Origin of the sequence: Escherichia sp. WS1450 (assembly GCF_046487395.1) — a bacterium.
Lineage (GTDB): Bacteria > Pseudomonadota > Gammaproteobacteria > Enterobacterales > Enterobacteriaceae > Escherichia > Escherichia coli.
In genome coordinates this window covers 117,064-142,720 of sequence record NZ_JBJQJO010000002.1, presented here as the reverse complement: position 1 = coordinate 142,720, position 25,657 = coordinate 117,064, and the positions used below count along the sequence as shown (strand labels likewise).

General features: G+C 52.6%; 28 protein-coding genes and 1 CRISPR repeat array (1 of these 29 cut by a window edge). Of the genes, 17 read left to right on the top strand and 11 right to left on the bottom strand.

The features are described from left to right. Positions 1–763: direct repeats of the CRISPR family, unit length 29 nt; unit sequence GTGTTCCCCGCGTCAGCGGGGATAAACCG; it reaches 303 nt to the left of the window's first position. Positions 764–844: 81 nt separating this feature from the next. After that, on the bottom strand, positions 845–1,882 hold the full coding sequence (gene iap / locus ACJHYR_RS02985; RefSeq protein WP_000490448.1) for an alkaline phosphatase isozyme conversion aminopeptidase: 1,038 nt from the start codon (positions 1,880–1,882) through the stop codon (positions 845–847). A gap of 251 nt (positions 1,883–2,133) precedes the next feature. On the opposite strand from iap, the gene cysD reads away from it, so the two are divergent. From cysD to rpoS, 12 genes are all read left to right on the top strand, one after another. Further along, positions 2,134–3,042 carry a sulfate adenylyltransferase subunit CysD gene (cysD, locus tag ACJHYR_RS02980; protein ID WP_000372392.1) on the top strand — a complete coding sequence of 303 codons (909 nt, stop codon included), beginning with the start codon at positions 2,134–2,136 and terminating at the stop codon, positions 3,040–3,042. Position 3,043: 1 nt separating this feature from the next. Beyond that, on the top strand, positions 3,044–4,471 hold the full coding sequence (cysN, locus tag ACJHYR_RS02975) for a sulfate adenylyltransferase subunit CysN (protein ID WP_001090392.1): 1,428 nt from the start codon (positions 3,044–3,046) through the stop codon (positions 4,469–4,471). Next, on the top strand, positions 4,471–5,076 hold the full coding sequence (gene cysC / locus ACJHYR_RS02970; RefSeq protein ID WP_001173673.1) for an adenylyl-sulfate kinase: 606 nt from the start codon (positions 4,471–4,473) through the stop codon (positions 5,074–5,076). Before cysN ends, cysC begins: the two co-directional genes overlap by 1 nt. Before the next feature lie 49 nt (positions 5,077–5,125). Beyond that, the gene (locus ACJHYR_RS02965) at positions 5,126–5,449 is read left to right on the top strand and encodes a DUF3561 family protein (RefSeq protein ID WP_001246103.1); all 324 of its coding nucleotides are present in this window, start codon (positions 5,126–5,128) and stop codon (positions 5,447–5,449) included. Positions 5,450–5,642: 193 nt separating this feature from the next. Further along, complete coding sequence (ftsB, locus tag ACJHYR_RS02960) at positions 5,643–5,954, top strand: cell division protein FtsB (RefSeq protein ID WP_000517476.1); 312 nt, start codon at positions 5,643–5,645, stop codon at positions 5,952–5,954. A gap of 18 nt (positions 5,955–5,972) precedes the next feature. Then, entirely contained in the window at positions 5,973–6,683 is a 711-nt protein-coding gene (ispD, locus tag ACJHYR_RS02955) for a 2-C-methyl-D-erythritol 4-phosphate cytidylyltransferase (RefSeq protein WP_000246141.1), read from the top strand. Continuing rightward, complete coding sequence (gene ispF / locus ACJHYR_RS02950) at positions 6,683–7,162, top strand: 2-C-methyl-D-erythritol 2,4-cyclodiphosphate synthase (protein ID WP_001219242.1); 480 nt, start codon at positions 6,683–6,685, stop codon at positions 7,160–7,162. Before ispD ends, ispF begins: the two co-directional genes overlap by 1 nt. Next, positions 7,159–8,208 carry a tRNA pseudouridine(13) synthase TruD gene (gene truD, locus ACJHYR_RS02945; RefSeq protein ID WP_000568953.1) on the top strand — a complete coding sequence of 350 codons (1,050 nt, stop codon included), beginning with the start codon at positions 7,159–7,161 and terminating at the stop codon, positions 8,206–8,208. Before ispF ends, truD begins: the two co-directional genes overlap by 4 nt. Further along, positions 8,189–8,950, top strand: coding sequence for a 5'/3'-nucleotidase SurE (gene surE / locus ACJHYR_RS02940; RefSeq protein ID WP_001305779.1), 762 nt, complete (start codon positions 8,189–8,191; stop codon positions 8,948–8,950). Before truD ends, surE begins: the two co-directional genes overlap by 20 nt. Beyond that, entirely contained in the window at positions 8,944–9,570 is a 627-nt protein-coding gene (pcm, locus tag ACJHYR_RS02935; protein ID WP_000254708.1) for a protein-L-isoaspartate O-methyltransferase, read from the top strand. Before surE ends, pcm begins: the two co-directional genes overlap by 7 nt. A 139-nt stretch (positions 9,571–9,709) precedes the next feature. Next, positions 9,710–10,849 carry a murein hydrolase activator NlpD gene (gene nlpD / locus ACJHYR_RS02930; RefSeq protein ID WP_001272592.1) on the top strand — a complete coding sequence of 380 codons (1,140 nt, stop codon included), beginning with the start codon at positions 9,710–9,712 and terminating at the stop codon, positions 10,847–10,849. A gap of 62 nt (positions 10,850–10,911) precedes the next feature. After that, on the top strand, positions 10,912–11,904 hold the full coding sequence (gene rpoS, locus ACJHYR_RS02925) for an RNA polymerase sigma factor RpoS (RefSeq protein WP_000081550.1): 993 nt from the start codon (positions 10,912–10,914) through the stop codon (positions 11,902–11,904). A gap of 120 nt (positions 11,905–12,024) precedes the next feature. On the opposite strand, the gene ACJHYR_RS02920 is transcribed toward rpoS, so the two are convergent. Continuing rightward, positions 12,025–12,432, bottom strand: a complete 408-nt coding sequence (locus tag ACJHYR_RS02920) for a MarR family winged helix-turn-helix transcriptional regulator (protein WP_001208065.1) — start codon at positions 12,430–12,432, stop codon at positions 12,025–12,027. Positions 12,433–12,578: 146 nt separating this feature from the next. Here ACJHYR_RS02920 and ACJHYR_RS02915 point away from each other — a divergent pair, with 146 nt between their 5' ends. From ACJHYR_RS02915 to ACJHYR_RS02905, 3 genes are read left to right on the top strand one after another with little or no spacing between them, the layout of a single operon-like run. After that, positions 12,579–13,172 carry a non-oxidative hydroxyarylic acid decarboxylases subunit B gene (locus ACJHYR_RS02915; RefSeq protein WP_001237176.1) on the top strand — a complete coding sequence of 198 codons (594 nt, stop codon included), beginning with the start codon at positions 12,579–12,581 and terminating at the stop codon, positions 13,170–13,172. Next, positions 13,172–14,599: a non-oxidative hydroxyarylic acid decarboxylases subunit C gene (locus tag ACJHYR_RS02910; RefSeq protein WP_000863186.1), complete on the top strand. Its 1,428-nt coding sequence runs from the start codon at positions 13,172–13,174 to the stop codon at positions 14,597–14,599. Before ACJHYR_RS02915 ends, ACJHYR_RS02910 begins: the two co-directional genes overlap by 1 nt. 10 nt (positions 14,600–14,609) lie before the next feature. Beyond that, positions 14,610–14,846 (top strand): non-oxidative hydroxyarylic acid decarboxylases subunit D, encoded by a 237-nt coding sequence (locus ACJHYR_RS02905; protein ID WP_000562983.1) that lies wholly within the window; start codon positions 14,610–14,612, stop codon positions 14,844–14,846. Positions 14,847–14,887: 41 nt separating this feature from the next. Here ACJHYR_RS02905 and pphB read toward each other — a convergent pair whose 3' ends face one another. The 3 genes from pphB to mutS all read right to left on the bottom strand — a co-directional run bounded on the left by pphB (position 14,888) and on the right by mutS (position 19,098). Next, on the bottom strand, positions 14,888–15,544 hold the full coding sequence (gene pphB / locus ACJHYR_RS02900; RefSeq protein ID WP_001139308.1) for a protein-serine/threonine phosphatase: 657 nt from the start codon (positions 15,542–15,544) through the stop codon (positions 14,888–14,890). Between the two features lie 24 nt (positions 15,545–15,568). Then, positions 15,569–16,432: a tetratricopeptide repeat protein gene (locus tag ACJHYR_RS02895; RefSeq protein ID WP_001223107.1), complete on the bottom strand. Its 864-nt coding sequence runs from the start codon at positions 16,430–16,432 to the stop codon at positions 15,569–15,571. A gap of 104 nt (positions 16,433–16,536) precedes the next feature. Next, a complete protein-coding gene (gene mutS / locus ACJHYR_RS02890; protein WP_001272891.1) occupies positions 16,537–19,098 on the bottom strand; it encodes a DNA mismatch repair protein MutS in 2,562 nt (853 codons plus the stop codon). A gap of 75 nt (positions 19,099–19,173) precedes the next feature. Between mutS and ACJHYR_RS02885 the strand changes: the two genes are divergently transcribed. Both ACJHYR_RS02885 and ACJHYR_RS02880 read left to right on the top strand, forming a co-directional pair. After that, positions 19,174–19,308, top strand: coding sequence for a hypothetical protein (locus tag ACJHYR_RS02885; protein WP_000611937.1), 135 nt, complete (start codon positions 19,174–19,176; stop codon positions 19,306–19,308). A gap of 76 nt (positions 19,309–19,384) precedes the next feature. Beyond that, entirely contained in the window at positions 19,385–19,729 is a 345-nt protein-coding gene (locus ACJHYR_RS02880) for a nitrous oxide-stimulated promoter family protein (RefSeq protein ID WP_000015479.1), read from the top strand. Positions 19,730–19,767: 38 nt separating this feature from the next. Here ACJHYR_RS02880 and ACJHYR_RS02875 read toward each other — a convergent pair whose 3' ends face one another. The 6 genes from ACJHYR_RS02875 to hypB form a co-directional block, all read right to left on the bottom strand. After that, entirely contained in the window at positions 19,768–20,196 is a 429-nt protein-coding gene (locus ACJHYR_RS02875) for a molybdopterin-binding protein (protein ID WP_072837437.1), read from the bottom strand. Between the two features lie 44 nt (positions 20,197–20,240). Further along, positions 20,241–22,319 (bottom strand): formate hydrogenlyase transcriptional activator FlhA, encoded by a 2,079-nt coding sequence (flhA, locus tag ACJHYR_RS02870; RefSeq protein ID WP_001301446.1) that lies wholly within the window; start codon positions 22,317–22,319, stop codon positions 20,241–20,243. A 73-nt stretch (positions 22,320–22,392) separates the two neighbouring features. After that, the gene (hypE, locus tag ACJHYR_RS02865; protein ID WP_001059912.1) at positions 22,393–23,403 is read right to left on the bottom strand and encodes a hydrogenase maturation carbamoyl dehydratase HypE; all 1,011 of its coding nucleotides are present in this window, start codon (positions 23,401–23,403) and stop codon (positions 22,393–22,395) included. After that, entirely contained in the window at positions 23,400–24,521 is a 1,122-nt protein-coding gene (hypD, locus tag ACJHYR_RS02860) for a hydrogenase formation protein HypD (protein WP_001212973.1), read from the bottom strand. Before hypD ends, hypE begins: the two co-directional genes overlap by 4 nt. After that, positions 24,521–24,793: a hydrogenase 3 maturation protein HypC gene (hypC, locus tag ACJHYR_RS02855; protein ID WP_000334881.1), complete on the bottom strand. Its 273-nt coding sequence runs from the start codon at positions 24,791–24,793 to the stop codon at positions 24,521–24,523. The genes hypD and hypC overlap by 1 nt, the downstream gene beginning before the upstream one ends. Further along, entirely contained in the window at positions 24,784–25,656 is an 873-nt protein-coding gene (gene hypB / locus ACJHYR_RS02850) for a hydrogenase nickel incorporation protein HypB (protein WP_059327678.1), read from the bottom strand. The genes hypC and hypB overlap by 10 nt, the downstream gene beginning before the upstream one ends. Position 25,657 lies beyond the last annotated feature (1 nt).

Here is a 25,657-nt window from a genome sequence, read left to right as displayed (position 1 = left end):
AGGTGTTCCCCGCGTCAGCGGGGATAAACCGGCGGCACTAACGTGATAATCACGATCAATTATGTGTTCCCCGTGTCAGCGGGGATAAACCGCAGTTAGATACCCGTTTTTGTTCAAACGGGCGGTGTTCCCCGCGTCAGCGGGGATAAACCGTGACGGTCCGAAAAAAGTTGGCTGAAGAAATTGTGTTCCCCGCGTCAGCGGGGATAAACCGCCGATCGGACAGGTGACGGAGGCAGCAATAACGTGTTCCCCGCGTCAGCGGGGATAAACCGGTTATTGCGTTTTCCTCACCTGCGGCGAGTCCGTGTTCCCCGCGTCAGCGGGGATAAACCGCATTCCGTGCAGCGGTCTGAATAATTGCCGCGGTGTTCCCCGCGTCAGCGGGGATAAACCGAGTAACGACGAAAAAATACAGGCACGGGCCAGGTGTTCCCCGCGTCAGCGGGGATAAACCGATCCCCGCAGGTATCGCGCAGCTATCGATCGAGTGTTCCCCGCGTCAGCGGGGATAAGCCGGGGTATAAAATAATATCGAACGCAGCAGCAACGTGTTCCCCGCGTCAGCGGGGATAAACCGGGCAGCGCGAAACGCACGCCGACACGCTGGCAGTGTTCCCCGCGCCAGCGGGGATAAACCGCAGCGTTATGCGACGGGTGAAGACGCCGACGAGTGTTCCCCGCGCCAGCGGGGATAAACCGGGTAAAAACACGGTCTGAACCGACATTCATGTGTGTTCCCCGCGTCAGCGGGGATAAACCGGACGCACTGGATGCGATGATGGACATCACTTGGAGTTCCCCGCCCCTGCGGTAGAACTCCCAGCTCTCATTTTCAAACCCATCAAGACGCCTTCGCCAGCTCCTTCACCAGCGGTAGCATTATCCGCATAACATCACGGCAGCGACGTTCTATTCTTCCTGGAAGTGCCTTATCAATATGTTGTTGATTATCCAGTCTTACGTCATGCCAGCTATTTCCCGCAGGGAATGCAGCTGTTTTTGCGCGTTGCTGATAACCATCCTTATTCCCAAGATTCCAATTTGTTGCTTCTACCGAAAGTACGGCAATACCGGCTTTGTCGAAAACTTCGGCGTCATTACAACAGCCAGTACCCTTCGGATAATTTTTATTCAAACCCGGATTGGTCGTTGCGGCAATTCCATGACTACGCGCAATTGCCAGCGCCCTGTCGCGCGTTAATTTCCTTACTGCTTCAGGGGTTTTTACGCCGCTGTTGAAATACAATTTATCGCCAACAATTAAGTTATCGAGATTAATCACCAGCAGCGTATTTTTCTTTTCGGTGTCACTCATCCGCTTGAGTAAATTCTCAGCACCTAATTTCCCTTCCTCTTCACCACTGGTCGCCACAAATCGAATACCATACTCGGTAGGCGTATTTTTCAGGCGTTCTGCCAATTCCAGCATGACACCTAAACCTGCGGCGTTATCATCCATTCCTTGTAACGTCAGCCCGCCGAGATTGGCATCGGCGTCAGCATCGCTCAGCGGGGCGTAAGTATCCAGATGCGCCATAATGATGATCTGCTGCGGCGCTTTGCCTTCATGAGCGGCAATCACCGTACTTCCCGTCACGTTATGCCAGCTCTTGCGATTATCGCGGGCGGTATAAATATACCGACTATTAAATGTCCGAATATCACTGCGATAACCCATTTGCTGAAACTGTTGGCGAATATAATCGGCAGATAACATTTCTGCTGGAGTTCCGGTCATGCGTCCCGGAAAGAAAGTAGCAATATGTCGTGCCTGAGTATTAGCAAAATCGCCAGGTTTAGATGACGAGGCGTGTACGGGGAGAATAAAGCATACGCCGAGCGCCAGGGCAGCGGTACGGTGGCGCAATGCGGAAAACATAGTGAGTCCTTAAATACCATGCAAATTTTTTTACCGCCATAGTATGAAACTGCCGATGCGCTAAAACAATTTCAAATCTTCCTAAACGCCCGAAATCCGGTGCCTTAAGCACTTTTTGATATTAGCTTTGCCAAATCGTTATTCCGTTAAGGAACTACTCATTCTAATTGGTAATTTCATTCGTTCTCCTGCGCTCCCTATAGTCGAAACATCTGATGGCAAGAAAATAGCGGTATTGCAAAGGAACGGTTATGGATCAAAAACGACTTACTCACCTGCGGCAACTGGAGGCGGAAAGCATCCACATTATTCGCGAGGTGGCGGCAGAATTCTCAAATCCGGTGATGCTCTACTCTATCGGTAAAGATTCCAGCGTCATGCTGCATCTGGCGCGCAAGGCGTTTTATCCAGGTACGCTGCCTTTCCCGTTGCTGCATGTCGATACCGGCTGGAAATTCCGCGAGATGTATGAGTTCCGCGATCGTACGGCTAAAGCCTACGGCTGCGAGCTGCTGGTGCATAAAAACCCGGAAGGCGTAGCGATGGGGATTAATCCATTCGTTCATGGCAGCGCGAAACATACCGATATTATGAAAACTGAAGGCCTGAAACAGGCGCTGAACAAATACGGTTTTGATGCCGCCTTCGGTGGTGCGCGCCGCGACGAAGAGAAATCCCGCGCTAAAGAGCGAATCTACTCTTTCCGTGACCGCTTCCATCGCTGGGATCCGAAAAATCAGCGCCCGGAGCTGTGGCACAACTACAACGGGCAAATTAACAAAGGCGAAAGCATCCGCGTCTTCCCGCTCTCTAACTGGACCGAGCAGGATATCTGGCAATACATCTGGCTGGAAAATATTGACATTGTTCCACTGTATCTCGCTGCGGAACGACCGGTTCTGGAACGCGACGGTATGTTGATGATGATTGATGACAACCGTATCGACCTGCAACCGGGAGAAGTGATTAAAAAACGGATGGTGCGTTTCCGTACGCTGGGCTGCTGGCCGCTGACCGGTGCGGTGGAGTCAAATGCACAAACACTGCCGGAAATCATCGAAGAGATGCTGGTTTCCACCACCAGTGAACGTCAGGGTCGCGTGATTGACCGCGACCAGGCGGGATCCATGGAGTTGAAAAAACGTCAGGGGTATTTTTAAGATGAACACCGCACTTGCACAACAAATCGCCAATGAAGGCGGCGTCGAAGCCTGGATGATTGCGCAACAACATAAAAGCCTGCTGCGTTTTCTGACTTGTGGTAGCGTCGATGACGGAAAAAGTACCCTGATTGGTCGTCTGCTGCACGATACCCGCCAAATCTACGAAGATCAGCTCTCATCGCTGCATAACGACAGTAAGCGTCACGGCACCCAGGGCGAAAAGCTGGATCTGGCTCTGCTGGTGGACGGCCTGCAAGCTGAGCGCGAACAGGGCATCACCATTGACGTGGCTTACCGTTATTTCTCTACCGAGAAGCGTAAATTTATTATCGCCGATACCCCAGGGCACGAGCAGTACACTCGCAATATGGCGACTGGCGCATCGACATGTGAACTGGCGATCTTACTGATCGATGCCCGTAAAGGCGTGCTCGATCAAACCCGTCGTCACAGTTTTATCTCCACACTGTTGGGGATCAAACATCTGGTCGTGGCGATCAACAAAATGGATCTGGTGGGTTACAGTGAAGAGACGTTCACCCGTATTCGCGAAGATTATCTGACGTTTGCCGGGCAGCTGCCGGGTAATCTGGATATCCGCTTTGTGCCGCTCTCTGCACTGGAAGGCGACAACGTGGCTTCGCAAAGTGAAAGTATGCCGTGGTACAGCGGTCCGACACTGCTCGAAGTGCTGGAAACCGTGGAGATCCAGCGAGTGGTGGATGCCCAGCCAATGCGCTTCCCGGTGCAGTACGTTAATCGCCCGAATCTCGATTTTCGTGGCTACGCCGGAACGCTGGCATCCGGTCGAGTGGAAGTCGGGCAACGTGTCAAAGTGCTGCCCTCTGGTGTGGAATCAAACGTCGCGCGGATCGTGACTTTTGATGGCGATCGCGAAGAAGCCTTTGCCGGAGAAGCGATCACCCTAGTGCTGACGGATGAGATCGATATCAGCCGTGGCGATCTGCTGCTGGCGGCAGACGAAGCGTTACCGGCTGTGCAGAGCGCGTCGGTGGATGTGGTATGGATGGCGGAACAGCCGCTTTCCGCGGGCCAGAGTTATGACATCAAAATTGCCGGTAAGAAGACGCGTGCTCGTGTTGATGGTATTCGTTATCAGGTTGATATTAATAACCTTACCCAACGCGAAGTTGAAAACCTGCCGCTGAACGGCATCGGCCTGGTGGATCTCACTTTTGACGAGCCACTGGTGTTAGATCGTTATCAGCAAAATCCGGTTACCGGTGGGCTGATTTTTATCGATCGCCTGAGCAATGTGACCGTGGGTGCCGGTATGGTGCACGAGCCAGTTAGCCAGGCAACTGCTGCGCCATCTGAATTCAGTGCATTTGAACTGGAATTGAATGCCCTGGTTCGTCGCCACTTTCCGCACTGGGGCGCACGCGATTTGCTGGGGGATAAATAATGGCGCTGCATGACGAAAACGTCGTCTGGCATAGCCATCCAGTCACTGTACAACAACGCGAGCTACACCACGGTCATCGTGGTGTAGTGCTGTGGTTTACCGGCCTCTCCGGGTCCGGTAAATCAACGGTCGCCGGGGCGCTGGAGGAGGCGTTACATAAACTCGGCGTCAGTACGTATCTGCTGGATGGCGACAATGTTCGCCACGGATTATGCAGCGATCTCGGTTTTAGCGATGCCGATCGTAAAGAGAATATCCGTCGCGTCGGTGAAGTGGCGAATTTGATGGTTGAAGCCGGACTGGTGGTGCTGACCGCATTCATCTCGCCACACCGCGCCGAACGCCAGATGGTTCGTGAACGCGTAGGAGAAGGGCGCTTTATCGAAGTATTTGTCGATACGCCGCTGGCGATTTGCGAAGCCCGCGATCCAAAAGGCTTATATAAGAAAGCGCGTGCCGGTGAACTGCGCAACTTTACGGGAATAGATTCCGTTTACGAAGCGCCTGAATCGGCAGAAATTCATCTCAATGGTGAACAATTAGTAACAAATTTGGTACAGCAATTATTAGATCTGTTGAGACAGAACGATATTATCAGATCCTGAGACACCACCGGGTTTCCATGCCCGGTTCGTCAAAGTAACAGGATCAAATATGCGTAATAGCCATAACATTACACTAACAAATAACGACAGCCTTACTGAGGATGAAGAAACCACATGGTCACTGCCTGGTGCCGTGGTCGGTTTTATCTCCTGGTTATTTGCGCTGGCGATGCCGATGTTGATTTATGGCTCTAACACGCTGTTCTTCTTTATCTACACCTGGCCTTTCTTTCTGGCACTGATGCCTGTCGCAGTAGTGGTGGGGATTGCGCTGCATTCATTGATGGACGGAAAGCTACGCTACAGTATTGTTTTCACCCTGATGACAGTAGGCATTATGTTTGGCGCACTGTTTATGTGGCTACTGGGCTAATTTGTACTTTCTTGTCTCCTCTGTTCATAATTCAAACCGTAACTAATAATGAGATTATGTTCTGCACGCCCTGGGTATACGTAACAATGGACAAATGTGGTACATTTGCCCGCGTTGTCGCGGTATCCCCAACAGAGGATGTAGAGTCGTCTTCGGATGCATGGGATGATGATGCCGTTTTTCAGGGGGCAGGATGGGTAAACTAACGCTGCTGTTGCTGGCTATTCTGGTCTGGCTACAGTATTCGCTGTGGTTCGGTAAGAACGGTATACATGACTATACCCGCGTCAATGATGATGTGGCGGCACAGCAAGCTACAAACGCGAAACTTAAAGCGCGAAACGATCAACTTTTTGCCGAAATTGACGATCTCAATGGCGGCCAGGAGGCGCTCGAAGAGCGTGCGCGTAATGAACTCAGCATGACCAGGCCGGGCGAAACTTTTTATCGTCTGGTGCCTGACGCGTCGAAGCGCGCACAGTCTGCGGGGCAAAACAATCGATAAATCAGCCCGGGAATTAACATGGCAACCACTCATTTGGATGTTTGCGCCGTGGTTCCGGCGGCCGGATTTGGCCGTCGAATGCAAACGGAATGTCCTAAGCAATATCTCTCAATCGGTAATCAAACCATTCTTGAACACTCGGTGCATGCGCTGCTGGCGCATCCCCGGGTGAAACGTGTCGTCATTGCCATAAGTCCTGGCGATAGCCGTTTTGCACAACTTCCTCTGGCGAATCATCCGCAAATCACCGTTGTAGATGGCGGTGATGAGCGTGCCGATTCGGTGCTGGCAGGTCTGAAAGCCGCTGGCGACGCGCAGTGGGTATTGGTGCATGACGCCGCTCGTCCTTGTCTGCATCAGGATGACCTCGCGCGATTGTTGACGTTGAGCGAAACCAGCCGCACGGGGGGGATCCTCGCCGCACCAGTGCGCGATACGATGAAACGTGCCGAACCGGGCAAAAATGCTATTGCTCATACCGTTGATCGCAACGGCTTATGGCACGCGCTGACGCCGCAATTTTTCCCTCGTGAGCTGTTACATGACTGCCTGACGCGCGCTCTAAATGAAGGCGCTACCATTACCGACGAAGCCTCGGCGCTGGAATATTGCGGATTTCATCCGCAGTTGGTCGAAGGCCGCGCGGATAACATTAAAGTCACGCGCCCGGAAGATTTGGCACTGGCCGAGTTTTACCTCACCCGAACCATCCATCAGGAGAATACATAATGCGAATTGGACACGGTTTTGACGTACACGCCTTTGGCGGTGAAGGCCCAATTATCATTGGTGGCGTACGCATTCCTTACGAAAAAGGATTGCTGGCGCATTCTGATGGCGACGTGGCGCTCCATGCGTTGACCGATGCATTGCTTGGCGCGGCGGCGCTGGGGGATATCGGCAAGCTGTTCCCGGATACCGATCCGGCATTTAAAGGTGCCGACAGCCGCGAGCTGCTACGCGAAGCCTGGCGTCGTATTCAGGCGAAGGGTTATACGCTGGGCAACGTCGATGTCACTATCATCGCTCAGGCACCGAAGATGTTGCCGCACATACCACAAATGCGCGTGTTTATTGCCGAAGATCTCGGCTGCCATATGGATGATGTTAACGTGAAAGCCACTACTACGGAAAAACTTGGATTTACCGGACGTGGGGAAGGGATTGCCTGTGAAGCGGTGGCGCTACTCATTAAGGCAACAAAATGATTGAGTTTGATAATCTCACTTACCTCCACGGTAAACCGCAAGGCACCGGGTTGCTGAAAGCCAATCCGGAAGACTTTGTGGTGGTGGAAGATTTGGGCTTTGAGCCTGATGGTGAAGGTGAGCATATTCTGGTTAGAATCCTCAAAAACGGCTGCAATACCCGTTTTGTGGCGGATGCACTGGCGAAATTCCTGAAAATTCATGCCCGTGAAGTCAGCTTCGCTGGGCAAAAAGACAAACATGCTGTAACGGAACAGTGGTTATGTGCTCGCGTGCCGGGCAAGGAAATGCCCGATCTGAGCGCCTTTCAACTGGAAGGCTGCCAGGTGCTGGAGTATGTGCGGCACAAGCGCAAGCTGCGTTTAGGGGCGCTGAAAGGTAACGCCTTTACCCTGGTTCTGCGCGAAGTGAGCAATCGCGATGACGTTGAACAACGTCTGATCGATATTTGCGTAAAAGGTGTACCGAACTACTTCGGTGCCCAACGTTTCGGGATTGGCGGTAGCAACTTGCAGGGCGCGCTGCGCTGGGCGCAAACCAATACTCCGGTGCGCGATCGCAATAAACGGAGTTTTTGGTTGTCGGCAGCCCGCAGTGCGTTGTTTAATCAGATTGTTGCTGAGCGCCTCAAAAAAGCAGACGTTAATCAAGTTGTTGACGGCGATGCGCTACAATTAGCCGGACGTGGTAGCTGGTTTGTCGCAACCACCGAAGAACTGGCGGAATTACAGCGTCGCGTCAACGATAAAGAGCTGATGATAACCGCCGCATTGCCGGGCAGTGGCGAATGGGGAACTCAGCGTGAAGCGTTGGCATTCGAACAAGCAGCTGTCGCCGCAGAAACTGAATTACAAGCCTTACTGGTGCGCGAAAAAGTTGAAGCCGCGCGCAGAGCGATGCTGCTGTATCCGCAACAATTAAGCTGGAACTGGTGGGATGACGTCACCGTAGAAATCCGTTTCTGGCTTCCGGCGGGTAGTTTTGCAACCAGCGTTGTCAGGGAACTTATCAACACAACAGGTGATTATGCGCATATTGCTGAGTAATGATGACGGGGTACATGCACCCGGTATACAAACGCTGGCGAAAGCCTTGCGTGAGTTTGCTGACGTTCAGGTGGTCGCCCCCGATCGTAACCGCAGCGGCGCTTCAAATTCTCTGACACTGGAATCCTCCCTGCGCACGTTTACCTTTGAAAATGGTGATATTGCTGTGCAAATGGGAACCCCGACCGATTGCGTCTATCTTGGCGTGAATGCTCTGATGCGTCCGCGCCCGGACATTGTTGTGTCCGGCATTAACGCCGGGCCGAATCTGGGGGATGATGTTATTTATTCCGGTACGGTAGCCGCCGCGATGGAAGGCCGTCATTTAGGTTTTCCGGCGCTGGCCGTCTCGCTTGACGGGCATAAACATTACGACACTGCCGCGGCGGTAACCTGTTCAATTTTGCGCGCACTGTGTAAAGAGCCGCTGCGCACCGGACGTATTCTTAATATTAACGTTCCGGATTTACCATTGGATCAAATCAAAGGTATTCGCGTGACGCGCTGCGGTACACGACATCCGGCAGATAAGGTGATCCCGCAGCAAGATCCGCGCGGCAATACGCTGTACTGGATTGGCCCGCCGGGCGGTAAATGTGATGCCGGTCCGGGGACCGATTTTGCTGCGGTAGATGAGGGCTATGTCTCCATCACGCCGCTGCATGTGGATTTAACTGCGCATAGCGCGCAAGATGTGGTTTCAGACTGGTTAAACAGCGTGGGAGTTGGCACGCAATGGTAAGCAGACGCGTACAAGCACTTCTGGATCAATTACGTGCGCAAGGTATTCAGGATGAGCAGGTGCTGAATGCACTTGCCGCCGTGCCGCGTGAAAAATTCGTTGATGAAGCGTTTGAACAAAAAGCCTGGGACAATATCGCCTTGCCGATAGGTCAGGGGCAGACAATTTCGCAGCCGTATATGGTGGCGCGAATGACCGAATTACTCGAGCTGACGCCGCAGTCGCGGGTGCTGGAAATTGGCACCGGTTCGGGATATCAAACGGCAATCCTGGCGCATCTTGTCCAGCATGTTTGCTCGGTCGAACGGATTAAAGGTTTGCAGTGGCAGGCGCGTCGCCGCCTGAAAAATCTTGATTTACATAATGTTTCAACCCGTCATGGCGATGGATGGCAAGGTTGGCAGGCACGTGCGCCGTTTGACGCTATCATTGTTACGGCGGCACCGCCGGAAATTCCAACTGCACTAATGACGCAGCTGGACGAAGGCGGGATTCTCGTCTTACCCGTAGGGGAGGAGCACCAGTATTTGAAACGGGTGCGTCGTCGGGGAGGCGAATTTATTATCGATACCGTGGAGGCCGTGCGCTTTGTCCCTTTAGTGAAGGGTGAGCTGGCTTAAAACGTGAGGAAATACCTGGATTTTTCCTGGTTATTTTGCCGCAGGTCAGCGTATCGTGAACATCTTTTCCAGTGTTCAGTATGGTGCCTTGCACGGTAATTATGTCACTGGTTATTAACCAATTTTTCCTGGGGGATAAATGAGCGCGGGAAGCCCAAAATTCACCGTTCGCCGCATTGCGGCTTTGTCACTGGTTTCGCTATGGCTGGCAGGCTGTTCTGACACTTCAAATCCACCGGCACCGGTAAGCTCCGTTAATGGCAATGCGCCTGCAAATACCAATTCTGGTATGTTGATTACGCCACCGCCGAAAATGGGAACGACGTCTACAGCGCAGCAACCGCAAATTCAGCCGGTACAGCAGCCACAAATTCAGGCTACTCAACAACCGCAAATCCAGCCAGTACAGCCAGTAGCTCAGCAGCCGGTACAGATGGAAAACGGACGCATCGTCTATAACCGTCAGTATGGGAACATTCCGAAAGGCAGTTATAGCGGCAGTACCTATACCGTGAAAAAAGGCGACACACTTTTCTATATCGCCTGGATTACTGGCAACGATTTCCGTGACCTTGCTCAGCGCAACAATATTCAGGCACCATACGCGCTGAACGTCGGTCAGACCTTACAGGTGGGTAATGCTTCCGGTACGCCAATCACTGGCGGAAATGCCATTACCCAGGCCGACGCAGCAGAGCAAGGAGTTGTGATCAAGCCTGCACAAAATTCCACCGTTGCTGTTGCGTCGCAACCGACAATTACGTATTCTGAGTCTTCGGGTGAACAGAGTGCTAACAAAATGTTGCCGAACAACAAGCCAACTGCGACCACGGTCACAGCGCCTGTAACGGTACCAACAGCAAGCACAACCGAGCCGACTGTCAGCAGTACATCAACCAGTACGCCTATCTCCACCTGGCGCTGGCCGACTGAGGGCAAAGTGATCGAAACCTTTGGCGCTTCTGAGGGGGGCAACAAGGGGATTGATATCGCAGGCAGCAAAGGACAGGCAATTATCGCGACCGCAGATGGCCGCGTTGTTTATGCCGGTAACGCGCTGCGCGGCTACGGTAATCTGATTATCATCAAACATAATGATGATTACCTGAGTGCCTACGCCCATAACGACACAATGCTGGTCCGGGAACAACAAGAAGTGAAGGCGGGGCAAAAAATAGCAACCATGGGTAGCACCGGAACCAGTTCAACACGCTTGCATTTTGAAATTCGTTACAAGGGGAAATCCGTAAACCCGCTGCGTTATTTACCGCAGCGATAATTCGGCGGAACCAGGCTTTTGCTTGCTAGTTCCGTCAAGGGATCACGGGTAGGAGCCACCTTATGAGTCAGAATACGCTGAAAGTTCATGATTTAAATGAAGACGCGGAATTTGATGAGAACGGAGTTGAGGTTTTTGACGAGAAAGCCTTAGTTGAAGAGGAACCCAGTGATAACGATTTGGCTGAAGAGGAGCTGTTATCGCAAGGGGCCACACAGCGTGTGTTGGACGCGACTCAGCTTTACCTTGGTGAGATTGGTTATTCGCCACTGTTAACGGCCGAAGAAGAAGTTTATTTCGCGCGTCGCGCACTGCGTGGAGATGTCGCTTCACGTCGCCGGATGATTGAAAGTAACCTGCGTCTGGTCGTGAAGATTGCCCGCCGTTATGGCAATCGTGGTCTGGCGCTGTTGGACCTGATCGAAGAGGGCAACCTGGGGCTGATCCGCGCGGTAGAGAAGTTTGACCCGGAACGTGGTTTCCGCTTCTCAACATACGCAACCTGGTGGATCCGCCAGACGATCGAACGGGCGATTATGAACCAAACCCGTACTATTCGTTTGCCGATTCACATCGTAAAGGAGCTGAACGTTTACCTGCGAACCGCACGCGAGTTGTCCCATAAACTGGACCACGAACCAAGTGCGGAAGAGATCGCAGAGCAACTGGATAAGCCAGTTGATGACGTCAGCCGTATGCTTCGTCTTAACGAGCGCATTACCTCGGTAGACACCCCGCTGGGTGGTGATTCCGAAAAAGCGTTGCTGGACATCCTGGCCGATGAAAAAGAGAACGGTCCGGAAGATACCACGCAAGATGACGATATGAAGCAGAGCATCGTCAAATGGCTGTTCGAGCTGAACGCCAAACAGCGTGAAGTGCTGGCACGTCGATTCGGTTTGCTGGGGTACGAAGCGGCAACACTGGAAGATGTAGGTCGTGAAATTGGCCTCACCCGTGAACGTGTTCGCCAGATTCAGGTTGAAGGCCTGCGCCGTTTGCGCGAAATCCTGCAAACGCAGGGGCTGAATATCGAAGCGCTGTTCCGCGAGTAAGTAAGCATCTGTCAGAAAGGCCAGTCTCAAGCGAGGCTGGCCTTTTTCTTTTGTTTGGGAAGTCGGTGTGTTTTGTCGCCTGGATAAGACTCGTCAGCGTCCTACCCGGCAATCAGCATCCTATTTGCTCATCATCTTGCGCACCAGCTGCATAAACAGCTCCTGCTCTTCTCCACTCAAACGCCCCAAAAATTCCGCATCCACACTGTCACCAATCGGTATCGCCGCAGCAAGTACCTTTTCTCCTTCGGCAGTCAGCCAGACAAAGCGTCGCCGCTTGTCAGCGGCGTCATGTTCACGTCTGACTAAGCCACGATTTTCCATTCTTGCCAACATTTCTGCCAGCGTTGCTTTGGTGCTGACTGCTGCTTCTATCAGTGCCACCTGTTCGATACCAGGCTTATCAGCAATGGCGCGCATCACCGCGTACTGTGGTTTGGTGAGGTCAGGTAACTCGTGCTGCCAGCGAGCCGTGTGCTGCTGAAAAAGCTGTCGTAACTGATGGAACGCTTTATTTCGTAACGCCATGTAAACTCCGGGCAAACTATCTGCCGCTATCATAGCGGTTTTTCAGTGACGAAGAAGATGTTGTTACTTTTCAGTGCTTGCCGCGATGAAAACAGAGGCGTATTTTAATAATAACGTTCGTATACGAACAATTAAGAGAATAAACAATGAGACTGATCGTCGGGATGACAGGGGCTACCGGTGCGCCTCTTGGGGTGGCATTACTGCAAGCGCTGCGGGAGATGCCGAATGTCGAGACTCATCTGGTGATGTCGAAGTGGGCGAAAACCACCATTGAACTGGAAACGCCTTACAGCGCTCGCGATGTTGCCGCCCTCGCAGACTTCAGCCATAACCCGGCGGATCAGGCTGCGACTATCTCTTCCGGCTCCTTTCGTACCGACGGCATGATCGTTATTCCATGCAGTATGAAAACGCTCGCCGGTATCCGCGCTGGTTACGCCGATGGTCTCGTAGGGCGCGCGGCGGACGTCGTGCTCAAAGAAGGCCGCAAACTGGTGCTGGTGCCGCGTGAAATGCCGCTTAGCACAATCCATCTCGAAAATATGCTCGCACTTTCGCGCATGGGTGTGGCGATGGTGCCGCCGATGCCTGCCTTTTATAACCATCCCGAAACGGTAGATGACATTGTCCACCATGTGGTAGCCCGCGTGCTGGATCAATTTGGCCTCGAACATCCTCACGCCAGGCGCTGGCAAGGATTGCCGCAGGCCCGGAATTTTTCTCAGGAGAATGAATAATGGCATTTGATGATTTACGCAGCTTTTTACAGGCGCTTGATGACCACGGCCAGTTACTGAAAATCAGTGAAGAGGTGAACGCGGAACCGGATCTGGCAGCCGCTGCCAACGCCACCGGACGTATCGGCGATGGTGCACCGGCGCTGTGGTTTGACAATATTCGCGGCTTTATCGATGCCCGCGTGGCGATGAATACCATCGGTTCCTGGCAGAACCACGCGATTTCCCTCGGCCTGCCGCCAAACACCCCGGTTAAAAAACAGATTGATGAGTTTATCCGCCGCTGGGATAACTTCCCCATTGCCCCGGAGCGCCGCGCCAATCCAGCCTGGGCGCAGAACACCGTCGATGGCGACGAGATCAACCTGTTCGATATTCTGCCGCTGTTTCGTTTAAACGACGGTGATGGCGGTTTCTATCTCGATAAAGCGTGCGTGGTTTCCCGCGATCCGCTCGACCCGGATAACTTCGGCAAGCAGAACGTCGGCATCTACCGCATGGAAGTGAAGGGCAAACGTAAGCTCGGCCTGCAACCGGTGCCGATGCACGATATCGCTCTGCATCTGCATAAAGCGGAAGAACGCGGTGAAGATCTGCCGATTGCCATCACGCTCGGTAACGATCCGATCATCACCCTGATGGGGGCCACGCCGCTGAAATACGATCAGTCTGAGTATGAAATGGCGGGCGCGCTGCGTGAAAGCCCGTACCCGATCGCCACCGCGCCATTGACCGGTTTTGATGTGCCGTGGGGTTCAGAAGTGATCCTCGAAGGGGTCATCGAAAGCCGTAAACGCGAAATCGAAGGGCCGTTCGGTGAGTTTACCGGCCACTACTCCGGCGGGCGTAACATGACCGTGGTGCGTATCGATAAAGTCTCTTACCGTACCAAACCGATTTTCGAATCGCTCTATCTTGGTATGCCGTGGACCGAAATCGACTACCTGATGGGGCCTGCCACCTGCGTGCCGCTGTATCAGCAACTGAAAGCCGAGTTCCCGGAAGTGCAGGCGGTGAACGCTATGTACACCCACGGCCTGCTGGCGATTATCTCCACCAAAAAACGCTACGGTGGCTTTGCCCGCGCGGTGGGCCTGCGTGCGATGACCACGCCACACGGTCTGGGCTACGTGAAGATGGTGATTATGGTCGATGAAGACGTTGATCCGTTCAACCTGCCGCAGGTGATGTGGGCGCTCTCTTCGAAAGTGAACCCTGCAGGGGATTTGGTGCAGTTGCCGAATATGTCCGTGCTGGAACTCGACCCCGGCTCAAGCCCGGCAGGTATCACCGACAAGCTGATTATCGACGCTACCACGCCTGTCGCCCCGGACAACCGTGGTCACTACAGCCAGCCGGTGGTGGATTTACCGGAAACCAAAGCCTGGGCTGAAAAACTGACCGCTATGCTGGCCGCACGTCAATAAGGAGAACAAGATGATTTGTCCACGTTGTGCTGATGAACAGATTGAAGTGATGGCGAAATCGCCGGTAAAAGATGTCTGGACGGTCTACCAGTGCCAGCATTGCCTCTATACCTGGCGCGATACCGAACCGCTGCGCCGCACCAGCCGCGAACATTATCCCGAAGCGTTCCGCATGACGCAGAAAGATATTGATGACGCGCCAATGGTGCCGAGCATTCCGCCACTGCTGGTGGCAGATAAGCGTTAATAAAAAAGTGCCGGGTAGAGGCTTTGCCTTACCCGGTCTTGTCATTTTATTTTATAAAACGATAACCGCCCGCTTTCCGGCGAGCCGGTATCAATATAAACCTGATTGGCAAATGTCTGGATATTTGTAAACATCATATGCCCGAAGATAAAACAGTCGGCACCGTTTATTTCTTTTAACTCGCCTTTGAGTGATTTCTGCACGCGATCAACAGGCCAGAGTACCTCTCTTTCCGCTACTTCCTTGCCAAACTGATATTCATCACCCGGATAATCTGCATGTACGATAACATATTTTATAATATCGTTGGTGATTTCTATAATATGCGGAAGATGATGAAAGCGAAGCAACAGGTCTATTGCTTCTTTTTGTTCTGAATCATTTAACTCAAAGAACCAGTCACCGCCACTGGCAAGCCACATATTGCCATCGCCAGTCGCGAAGGCATCAAGCGCCATTGCCTCGTGGTTGCCTTTAACCGATGTAAACCAGGGCTGGTTTAACAGGCGTAGCACGTTAAGACTATCCGGCCCACGATCAATATTATCGCCTACGGAAATAAGTAAGTCAGTTTCGGGGCAAAAAGAGAGTTGGTGTAAGCGGGATTGTAATAATTGATAATCGCCATGAATATCACCAACGGCCCATATATGGCGATAATTAAATGATTCTATTTTGTGATAGCGAATAGATGGCATTGATTTGAGCATTTTGGTTTGGAGTTAGTCTATTTTTTTTGAAATAATGGCGTTGATCTGTTTATCAGTAAATTGACCTTGGGCTTTGGCTTTATTTAACCAGAGCAACGCTTCTTCTTTATTTATGCCATTTCCATCAAGCCCCCAGGCATAAATTTGTCCTAAAGTAATTTGTGCAATAGGTAAGTTTTGAGTAGCAGCTTTCTCAAACCAGTATTTAGCCTGTCGTATATCTTTGGGAACGCCCTGACCATTAAAAAAAAGTGTCCCGTAATTATATTGGCCGAGTCGCTGACCCTTTTCTGCCGCTATTTTTAAGTGAGGGATAGCTTCAGCATACTTATTCTCTTGAATTCCGATAATCCCTAAGTTTGCATGTGCAATAGGATTGTCCTTCTGTACTGCTTTCTTAAGCCAATACTTGGCTTTGTTAATGTTTTGGAATTCCTGTGGGCCAAATTGATAAATATTCGCACAGTTTATTTGAGCTTGTTCATTCCCTTTTTCTGCCGCTTTCTCATACCAGTATATCGCAATACGATAGTTAGGCCCCGTATTATCATATCCGTAATGATAAATCTGTCCTAAGTAAAATTCAGCTTCATCATAATTTTGCTTTGCTGCAAGGTTGAGCCAATAAAATGCTTTGTTTATATCCTTCACTGAAGGACTTTCAGATAGACCATTCAGGTATATGAGTCCCATCACCGTTTGTGAGGCTTTATCGCCATGTTGAGCCTTGGCAATGATATCCTGCAGTTTATTTCGTGATTCCTTCGTAATATTATTTAATACTTGCTCGGGAATATCAAAATGTGAAGGGGTATCTTCGGCACCTATTGCAGTGGCGCTAATTATTAAAATTATTGATGCAATCGTTATTCTCATTTTTTTCTTGAATGTTTTGTTCTTAATAGTGTTTATTTTACTCCTTTTTTATCTATCGGATAAGAGATATATGAGCCCCGAAGTTTAATCGGGGCTCATTAATATTATACCAGACTCTTCAACCGATAAATCCACTCCAGCGCCTGGCGCGGAGTGAGTGAATCCGGGTCGAGATTTTCCAGCGCTTCCACCGCGGGCGAGGTTTCTTCCGGCACTGAAAGCAGCGACATCTGCGTGCCATCGACCTGTGTCGCGGCGGCGTTCGGCGAAATGCTTTCCAGCTCACGCAGTTTTTGCCGTGCGCGCTTAATAACCTCTTTTGGCACGCCCGCCAGAGCTGCAACCGCCAGGCCGTAGCTTTTGCTCGCCGCGCCATCCTGCACGCTGTGCATAAAGGCAATGGTGTCGCCGTGCTCCAGTGCATCGAGATGCACGTTGGCGACGCCTTCCATTTTCTCCGGTAACTGGGTCAGCTCGAAATAGTGGGTGGCAAACAACGTCAACGCTTTAATCTTATTCGCCAGATTTTCCGCGCACGCCCACGCCAGCGACAGACCATCGTAAGTGGACGTCCCGCGCCCAATCTCATCCATCAGCACCAGACTGTACTCGGTGGCGTTATGCAGAATATTGGCGGTTTCGGTCATCTCCACCATAAAGGTTGAACGCCCGGATGCCAGATCATCCGCTGCCCCTACGCGGGTGAAGATACGGTCGATAGGTCCAATCTCGACTTTTTGTGCCGGTACATAGCTGCCGATGTAGGCCATCAGCGCAATCAGTGCGGTCTGGCGCATATAGGTACTTTTACCGCCCATATTCGGACCGGTAATGATCAACATGCGACGCTGCGGCGACAGGTTCAGCGGGTTGGCGATAAATGGCTCGTTCAGTACCTGTTCAACCACCGGATGGCGACCTTCGGTGATGCGAATACCCGGTTTATCAATGAAGGTCGGGCAGGTGTAGTTCAGGGTATAGGCCCGTTCCGCCAGGTTAACCAGCACATCAAGTTCCGCCAGCGCGCTCGCGCTCTGTTGCAACGCTTCCAGATGCGGCAACAGCAGGTCGAACAGCTCTTCATAAAGTTGTTTTTCCAGTGCCAGTGCTTTGCCTTTTGAGGTGAGAACTTTATCTTCGTACTCTTTTAGCTCTGGAATGATGTAGCGCTCGGCGTTTTTCAGCGTCTGGCGACGCATGTAGTTGATGGGTGCCAGATGGCTTTGTCCACGGCTGATCTGAATGTAATAACCATGAACCGCGTTAAAGCCGACTTTCAGCGTGTCCAGGCCAGTACGTTCACGCTCGCGGACTTCCAGACGCTCCAGATAATCGGTCGCGCCGTCAGCCAGCGCGCGCCACTCATCCAGCTCTTCGTTATAGCCCGATGCGATAACACCACCGTCGCGTACCAGCACTGGCGGTGTGTCGATGATTGCCCGCTCCAGCAGATCGCGCAGCTCGGCAAACTCGCCCATTTTTTCACGTAGCGCCTGTACCGGAGCGCTATCGACATTTTCTAACTGCGCACGCAGCTCCGGCAGTTGCTGGAAAGCGTGACGCATACGGGCCAGATCGCGTGGGCGAGCAGTTCGTAAAGCCAGACGCGCCAGAATACGTTCCAGGTCGCCGACCTGACGCAGCACCGGCTGTAGCTCGGCGGTGAAATCCTGCAATGCGCCAATAGTTTGCTGGCGCTCAAGCAACACGCGGGTATCGCGCACTGGCATATGCAGCCAGCGTTTCAGCATACGACTACCCATCGGCGTTACAGTGCAGTCGAGCACTGAAGCCAGCGTGTTTTCCGCACCGCCCGCCAGGTTCTGGGTAATTTCCAGGTTACGACGCGTCGCGGCATCCATAATGATGCTGTCCTGCTCACGTTCCATAGTGATAGAACGAATATGCGGCAGAGTCGTACGTTGGGTATCTTTCGCATACTGCAACAGACAACCGGCAGCACAAAGTCCGCGCGGCGCGTTCTCGACGCCAAAACCGACCAGATCGCGGGTGCCAAATTGCAGATTCAACTGCTGGCGCGCGGTGTCGATTTCAAACTCCCACAGCGGACGACGGCGCAGACCGCGACGACCTTCAATCAGCGACATCTCAGCAAAATCTTCTGCATATAGCAGTTCCGCCGGATTAGTGCGTTGCAGTTCTGCCGCCATCGTTTCCCGGTCAGCCGGTTCGCTCAGGCGAAAACGACCGGAACTGATATCCAGCGTCGCGTAGCCGAAACCTTTACTGTCCTGCCAGATAGCCGCCAGCAGATTGTCCTGGCGCTCTTGTAACAGGGCTTCATCGCTGATGGTGCCTGGCGTAACGATACGCACAACTTTGCGCTCAACTGGACCTTTGCTGGTCGCCGGATCGCCAATTTGTTCGCAGATGGCAACGGACTCGCCCTGATTCACCAGTTTGGCGAGGTAGTTTTCCACCGCATGGTAGGGGATCCCCGCCATCGGGATCGGCTCTCCCGCGGAAGCACCGCGTTTGGTCAGTGAAATATCCAGCAGCTGCGACGCGCGTTTTGCATCGTCATAAAACAGTTCATAAAAATCACCCATCCGGTAAAACAGCAGGATCTCGGGATGCTGGGCTTTCAGCTTGAGATACTGCTGCATCATGGGCGTATGGGCATCGAAATTTTCTATTGCACTCATGGGGTTATGTCCGGTTCCCTGATATTAAATGGGGTGTGATGGTTTTTATTTTCGTTGTAATCACATAAGGCGCACATGATACCGGAGTTAATCATTTCAGGGGAAGAAGCGAACGGCGAGTTCTTGATGGTGATTCCGGGAAAGATGCTGTTTTGCAGCTTTTGCGTGATGCTTATGAAGCAAGTACGCAAAATTGCGTCGGTTGAATAAACCTCCTCCTTCAGAGCCATAGTCCCCTTTCAAATTAAGTTGTAATATAAATACACCTTAAGAGTATGGAGGCAGCATGTCCGGCAAGCGTATCTCTCGTGAAAAACTGACGATTAAAAAAATGATCGATCTTTATCAAGCGAAATGCCCGCAGGCGTCAGCGGAGCCGGAGCATTACGACGCGCTGTTTGCCTACGCGCAAAAGCGGCTGGATAAATGTGTGTTCGGCGAAGAGAAACCAGCCTGTAAGCAGTGTCCGGTGCACTGTTACCAGCCTGCAAAGCGTGAAGAGATGAAACAGATTATGCGTTGGGCCGGGCCGAGAATGCTGTGGCGTCATCCGATCTTAACCGTGCGTCATCTCATCGATGACAAGCGTCCGGTGCCGGAGTTGCCAGAAAAATATCGTCCAAAGAAATAAATCTGCCGGAGAGCCATACTCTCCGGCAAATAAGGCGCTTACGCTTTGGTGGCAATCAGGATGGCTGATGCTTTGATCAATGCAATAACGCGCGAGCCAGTGGTGAGTTTCATTTCATCCTTACTTTCATTTGTTACCACTGCCACAATTTCAAAACCCGCATCCGTTTTGATATGGACAGTGGCGTTCACTGCGCCTTCGGTGATTGTCGACACGCTGCCAGCAAACTGGTTGCGAGCAGAGAATTTCAGTCCACAGTCTTCCGTTGCCAGCGTTACCCACGGGGCTTTAATCAGGGCAATCGCTTCTTTCCCTTTCGCCAGACCCAGCGCTTGCTGGCTGCTGTGAGTCACAATTGCCACCAGCTTTGCACCACCTGCCAGCGTCAGTTCTACTTCATCATTCACAGCGCCCATTGCTACTGCGCTAACTGTTCCGGTTAATTGATTTCTTGCTGAAACTGCCATACTGCCTCCTTTCATTGAATGTTGATCGAGTATAACCACATCTGTTAAATCAATGCCGATTTATCAATTCCCAGTCGCTTCATCCGTGACAGCAGGGTCGTGCGTTTCAGCCCCAGACGTTGCGCAGCGCCTTTAGGCCCGGCAACCACGCCGTTAGTTTCTTTCAGCACGCGAACAATCAACTGATATTCATCTTCGCCCTCCTGAGCGACAACCGTTGCGGCAGGCGGCGTTTCAGGCTCCGGTAAAGCAATATCTGGCAATGACAGCTGCAGCACGTTGCCGCGTGTTAGCAATACCGCGCGCTCAATGACGTTTTCCAGTTCGCGTACGTTACCCGGCCACTCCATGTTGCTCAAGGTGCGCAGCGTCTCGGCAGGAATGCTGTCGATATTGCGCCCCAGACGACGGGCAATTTTGAAGGTAAAGGCTTTCGCCAGCAGCGGAATATCTTCCGGACGCTCGCGTAGTGGCGGCAGGTGGATCGGGAATACGTTCAGGCGGTAATAGAGATCGCTACGGAACTCTCGGTCGGCGACCATTTTTTTCAGATCGCGGTTAGTCGCGGCGATTAGACGCACGTCCGTCTGAATGATTTTGTTGCTGCCGAGGCGTTCAAACTCCTGTTCCTGCAATACACGCAGCAACTTCGGCTGTAACTCCAGTGGCATATCGCCCACTTCGTCGAGGAACAGAGAGCTTTTATCCGCCAGTTCAAAACGACCAATGCGCTGGGCGCTGGCACCGGTAAAAGCCCCACGCTCATGACCAAACAGATCGCTTTCCAGCAATCCGGCAGGCATCGCCGCGCAGTTCATTTTGACCATGCGGCGATTATTACGCCCACTGAGATTATGGATCGCGCGGGCAATCAGCTCTTTACCCGTGCCAGTTTCACCGAGGATCAGCACGGTACTGTCACTTTGCGCCACCATTTCAACTTGTTTAAGCACGCTGTACATGGCTTCGCTGCGGCCAATAATCTCGCCAAATTCACTATCAACATTGTTGAGCTGCTCGGTCAGGGCGAGGTTTTCATCAACCAGCCGTTCTTTCAGACGATGGATTTCCTGATAGGCGAGGGCGTTATCGACAGCGATTGCCACACGTTCGGCAATCTGGCGCAGTAAATTCAGATTAGTAGTGGTAAACACTTTCTCTTCGCATTGCGCCAGTTTCAGCACGCCCAGCATGGTGTCGCCAGACATCAGCGGTAACAGGCACAAGGTTTGAATCTGGTTGCCCCAGGTGTCGAACAACATGCGTTCGTAGGGGGCTAAATCATCCCGCTCGTGGAGATTAATCAGCAGCATCTCTTTACTTTTGAACACGCGTTCGGTGAGGGTTCCGGCTTCATCGACTTCGCTCTGTTCGTGGGCGGGATGTTGTTTATCAAGATAGTGAGTGGAGTAGATGTTGAGTTTGTTTTTACGGTGGCTGCGTAAGACGATGCTGATATCGTCAATGTCGAAGTAGTAATGGATTTCTTTGGCGACTTCGCTGACCAGTTCGTCCATATCCAGGCGGGAAAGCACCGCGTTGGTAATGGCAACCAGGATGCGGAAGTTATCGCGCTCCCGGCATAACAACTCATAGTCGACATTATTGACGACGCGGCTCTGGATTTGTTCGGTGACGACAGAAACGATCTGCGTAAATGTTTGCAGACGATTGAACTCTTTTTCGCTCCAGGGGCGATCGTCATAACGAATAAATTCACAGCCACCAAAAATATGCCCTTCCGCCGCCAGTGGCATCAGGCAATAGTGACCAAATTTGGGGTATAGCCCACCTGCGGCCAGCTGCGGCCAGGTTTCACAAAATTCTTCGTAACTGCAATGCAGCGTATCAGGGCGCGACAAAATGCTGCGTACCGGACCGTGTGCCAGAACAGTTTCGTCTTCATATTTAATGGGGGTGTCTTTTTCACGCGATGCGTAATAAGACGCACGTTGAGTCTGCGCTTGCCACAACACAATAGCCGCGTTGTCGGCGAGCGCAGAACGCTTTACCAGTTGCGAAAGAGCCTCACACAGCGAGGCCAGATCGGGCTGCTGCAATAGTGTCCGAGTGATGTCGAACAACCCTTGTTGTCCGAGATCACTCATCGGTGTATATGACATTTTGTTCTTCCAGGAAAGCACCGCAAAGCGGTGCAAAAGGTCATTGACTAACTATAGGAGATTTAGAATTTTATTAGCATATACGCGGAAGCGGTTCGGCGTGCGGTAGATCGAGGGTTCGTTTCACGCCATACAGACCGGCAAGACGAACACCTTTACGTTCCACCACTTCACCAATCAGCGCCGCGTCTTTTCCCAGTGGATGGGAATGTAACGCTGCCAGCACTTGCTCTGCCGCGTTGCGTTCAACGGCGATCACCAGTTTGCCTTCGTTGGCAAAGTTAAGGGCGTCCAGTCCCAGCAGTTCGCAAACGCCGCGCACAGCAGGTTTAACCGGCAGTGCCGCTTCTGAAATTTCAATACCGCAACCGCAGGCTGCCGCGAACTCATGAACTACCGCGTTCACACCACCACGGGTGGCATCACGCAGCGCTTTCACGCCGGGAATGTCACGCAGCGTCTGAATAAGCGGCGTTAGTACCGCGCAGTCGCTGACTAGTTCGCCGTCCAGCCCCAGTTGCTCACGCAGGTTAAGGATAGTCGCCCCGTGGTCCCCGAGTGTACCGCTAACCAGCAATACATCGCCTGCGGTTAGCGTCTGTGCGCCCCAGTGAATATTCGCCGGAATTGCGCCCATGCCAGCGGTGTTGATAAACAGTTTATCTGCCGCGCCGCGCTGCACCACTTTAGTATCGCCAGTGACGATGGCAATGCCTGCCGCGCGGGCGGTTTCTGCCATGCTGGTCACTACGGCTTTCAGTGTCTCCATCGGCAATCCTTCTTCGAGGATAAAGCCACAGGAGAGATAGCGCGGAATAGCGCCACTGACCGCAACGTCATTCGCGGTGCCGCAAATCGCCAGCTTGCCGATATTACCGCCAGGAAAGAACAGCGGGTCAATGACGTAACTGTCGGTGGAGAACGCCAGACGGTCGCCTTCCGCTACCAGCTGCGCCAGATCAAGACGTGCCTGATCTTCCTGCTCTGCCAGCCACGGGTTGGCAAAGGCTTCCATAAACAGGCTGTTGATTAATTGCTGCATCGCCTGGCCGCCGCTACCGTGGGCGAGTTGGATATTATTCACGCTTCACTCTCCTGCTGACGATACTGATACCACGCGGCGCACGCTCCTTCGGAGGAAACCATCAGCGCACCAAACGCGGTTTGAGGATTACAGGTGTTACCAAACAGCGGGCATTGATGCGGCTTACATTTGCCCGTTAATACTTCGCCACAACGTGCGCGCGGGTCATCGCAGACCTGCTGCGGTGCCGGGCGGAAATGCGCTTCGGCATCGAATCGTTGATAATCCGGCGTCAGGTGTACACCAGAAGATTCAATCACGCCTAAGCCGCGCCATTCGCTGTCGCCGTTGACACAGAACACATCGGCAATCGCCTGTTGCGCCAGCAGGTTACCGGCATCCGGCACCACCCGACGATACTGATTCTCAACCTTGCTGTGGGCCGCTATTTTCTGCTCCACCAGCATCACCACGCCTTGCAGTAGATCAAGGGGTTCGAAACCAGCGACCACCAGCGGACGATGAAAATCGCTGGCGATAAAATTATAGGCATCAGTGCCGATAACCATACTAACGTGACCGGGCGCAAGAAACGCGTCGATACCGTTATCCGGCTCTTCCAGCAAACTGCGCAGCGTCGGGATAAGCGTAATATGCTGGCAGAAGAAGTAAAAATTCTGCACATCACGCGCTTTCGCCTGTTGCAGAGTGATGGCCGTCGTCGGCATGGTGGTTTCAAAACCTAAGCCGAAGAACACCACTTTGCGGGTTGGATTCTCCTGCGCCAGTTTCAACGCATCCATCGGCGAGTAAACGATGCGCACATCGGCACCGCGTGCTTTTGCCTGCAACAGCGATCCCTGTTTCCCCGGCACGCGCATGGCGTCGCCAAAGGTACAGAAGATGACTTCCGGATGGCTGGCAATCTCCACGCAGGTGTCGATTCTACCCATCGGCAGTACACACACCGGGCAACCGGGACCGTGGATAAACTCAACGTTTTCCGGCAGCAACTGGTCGAGGCCGAATTTAAAAATGGCGTGGGTATGACCACCGCACACTTCCATAATCCGCAGAGGGCGTTCGGCGGTGTAAGAGAGATGTGAAGCACGTTCGCGCAGATGCTCAATTAACTGCATCACCTGTTCCGGCGCGCGATATTCATCAACAAAACGCATTATTTTTCCTCGCCATACAACAGCGCACCGACATCCGGCTCAACGTCAAACATGTTTTGTAAGGCGTCGAGAGTGTCGCGCGCTTCGGCTTCATTAATTACGCTCATGGCAAAGCCAACGTGAACCAGTACCCACTGGCCCACGCGTGGCTGACCGTTTTCATCGCAGCTGCCGACTAACGTTAAATCGACGTCGCGCTGAATGCCGCAGACGTCGACTTTCGCCTGGTTGCCGTCAATGGTGCGGATCTGCCCGGGAACGCCTATGCACATCGCTGTGTCTCCAGCCAGTTCAGCCACTGGTCCATCCCTTCGCCGCTGGAGGCGGAAATAAGGATGATTTCAATTTCTGGATTGACTTCGCGGGCGCAGGCGATGCACTTCTCAACGTCAAAGTTGAGATACGGCAGCAAGTCAACTTTGTTGAGCAGCATCAGCGAAGCTGCGGCAAACATATGCGGATATTTCAGCGGTTTGTCTTCACCTTCGGTAACGGAAAGCACCGCCACTTTGTGTTTTTCACCGAGATCGAAGCTGGCCGGGCACACGAGGTTGCCGACGTTTTCGATAAACAGAATACCGTTATCGTCCAGTGGCAGGCGCGGTGCGGCGTCGGCAATCATCTGTGCGTCAAGATGGCAGCCTTTACCGGTATTCACCTGAATCGCTGGTGTGCCGGTAGCGCGAATGCGTGCGGCATCGTTCACGGTTTGCTGATCGCCTTCAATAACCGCGCACGGAACGCTGTCTTTCAGGCGCATTAAAGTTTCCGTCAGCAGGGTGGTTTTACCTGAACCAGGGCTGGAAACCAGGTTGAGCACCAGTTGCTTGCGGGCAGCAAAGCGCGCGCGGTTGCGTTCAGCCAGACGGTTATTTTTGTCCAGCACGTCAATTTCGACTTCCAGCATCCGACGCTGGCTCATGCCCGGCGCGTGAGTACCCGCTTCGCCATGACCGTAATGCAGGTCGCCTTCTTCAGTCTGGCTGGGGGTAAATTCAGGCGCTTTAATGCCGGTGATTTTCATCTTCGGGCGTGCCGCCGGGGCAAATGGCGCGCTACGAAACGCGGAATGAGGGTTATGTTCATCACCCTCGATATACAGGTTGCCTTCACCGCAACCGCATGTTGTACACATC

What these genes read in the sequence shown, in the direction of transcription:
- iap (WP_000490448.1), bottom strand. Translation starts at nt 1,882, where the DNA reads ATGTTTTCCGCATTGCGCCACCGTACCGCTGCCCTGGCGCTCGGCGTA.
- cysD (WP_000372392.1), top strand. Translation starts at nt 2,134, where the DNA reads ATGGATCAAAAACGACTTACTCACCTGCGGCAACTGGAGGCGGAAAGC.
- cysN (WP_001090392.1), top strand. Translation starts at nt 3,044, where the DNA reads ATGAACACCGCACTTGCACAACAAATCGCCAATGAAGGCGGCGTCGAA.
- cysC (WP_001173673.1), top strand. Translation starts at nt 4,471, where the DNA reads ATGGCGCTGCATGACGAAAACGTCGTCTGGCATAGCCATCCAGTCACT.
- ACJHYR_RS02965 (WP_001246103.1), top strand. Translation starts at nt 5,126, where the DNA reads ATGCGTAATAGCCATAACATTACACTAACAAATAACGACAGCCTTACT.
- ftsB (WP_000517476.1), top strand. Translation starts at nt 5,643, where the DNA reads ATGGGTAAACTAACGCTGCTGTTGCTGGCTATTCTGGTCTGGCTACAG.
- ispD (WP_000246141.1), top strand. Translation starts at nt 5,973, where the DNA reads ATGGCAACCACTCATTTGGATGTTTGCGCCGTGGTTCCGGCGGCCGGA.
- ispF (WP_001219242.1), top strand. Translation starts at nt 6,683, where the DNA reads ATGCGAATTGGACACGGTTTTGACGTACACGCCTTTGGCGGTGAAGGC.
- truD (WP_000568953.1), top strand. Translation starts at nt 7,159, where the DNA reads ATGATTGAGTTTGATAATCTCACTTACCTCCACGGTAAACCGCAAGGC.
- surE (WP_001305779.1), top strand. Translation starts at nt 8,189, where the DNA reads ATGCGCATATTGCTGAGTAATGATGACGGGGTACATGCACCCGGTATA.
- pcm (WP_000254708.1), top strand. Translation starts at nt 8,944, where the DNA reads ATGGTAAGCAGACGCGTACAAGCACTTCTGGATCAATTACGTGCGCAA.
- nlpD (WP_001272592.1), top strand. Translation starts at nt 9,710, where the DNA reads ATGAGCGCGGGAAGCCCAAAATTCACCGTTCGCCGCATTGCGGCTTTG.
- rpoS (WP_000081550.1), top strand. Translation starts at nt 10,912, where the DNA reads ATGAGTCAGAATACGCTGAAAGTTCATGATTTAAATGAAGACGCGGAA.
- ACJHYR_RS02920 (WP_001208065.1), bottom strand. Translation starts at nt 12,432, where the DNA reads ATGGCGTTACGAAATAAAGCGTTCCATCAGTTACGACAGCTTTTTCAG.
- ACJHYR_RS02915 (WP_001237176.1), top strand. Translation starts at nt 12,579, where the DNA reads ATGAGACTGATCGTCGGGATGACAGGGGCTACCGGTGCGCCTCTTGGG.
- ACJHYR_RS02910 (WP_000863186.1), top strand. Translation starts at nt 13,172, where the DNA reads ATGGCATTTGATGATTTACGCAGCTTTTTACAGGCGCTTGATGACCAC.
- ACJHYR_RS02905 (WP_000562983.1), top strand. Translation starts at nt 14,610, where the DNA reads ATGATTTGTCCACGTTGTGCTGATGAACAGATTGAAGTGATGGCGAAA.
- pphB (WP_001139308.1), bottom strand. Translation starts at nt 15,544, where the DNA reads ATGCCATCTATTCGCTATCACAAAATAGAATCATTTAATTATCGCCAT.
- ACJHYR_RS02895 (WP_001223107.1), bottom strand. Translation starts at nt 16,432, where the DNA reads ATGAGAATAACGATTGCATCAATAATTTTAATAATTAGCGCCACTGCA.
- mutS (WP_001272891.1), bottom strand. Translation starts at nt 19,098, where the DNA reads ATGAGTGCAATAGAAAATTTCGATGCCCATACGCCCATGATGCAGCAG.
- ACJHYR_RS02885 (WP_000611937.1), top strand. Translation starts at nt 19,174, where the DNA reads ATGATACCGGAGTTAATCATTTCAGGGGAAGAAGCGAACGGCGAGTTC.
- ACJHYR_RS02880 (WP_000015479.1), top strand. Translation starts at nt 19,385, where the DNA reads ATGTCCGGCAAGCGTATCTCTCGTGAAAAACTGACGATTAAAAAAATG.
- ACJHYR_RS02875 (WP_072837437.1), bottom strand. Translation starts at nt 20,196, where the DNA reads ATGGCAGTTTCAGCAAGAAATCAATTAACCGGAACAGTTAGCGCAGTA.
- flhA (WP_001301446.1), bottom strand. Translation starts at nt 22,319, where the DNA reads ATGTCATATACACCGATGAGTGATCTCGGACAACAAGGGTTGTTCGAC.
- hypD (WP_001212973.1), bottom strand. Translation starts at nt 24,521, where the DNA reads ATGCGTTTTGTTGATGAATATCGCGCGCCGGAACAGGTGATGCAGTTA.
- hypC (WP_000334881.1), bottom strand. Translation starts at nt 24,793, where the DNA reads ATGTGCATAGGCGTTCCCGGGCAGATCCGCACCATTGACGGCAACCAG.
- hypB (WP_059327678.1), bottom strand. Translation starts at nt 25,656, where the DNA reads ATGTGTACAACATGCGGTTGCGGTGAAGGCAACCTGTATATCGAGGGT.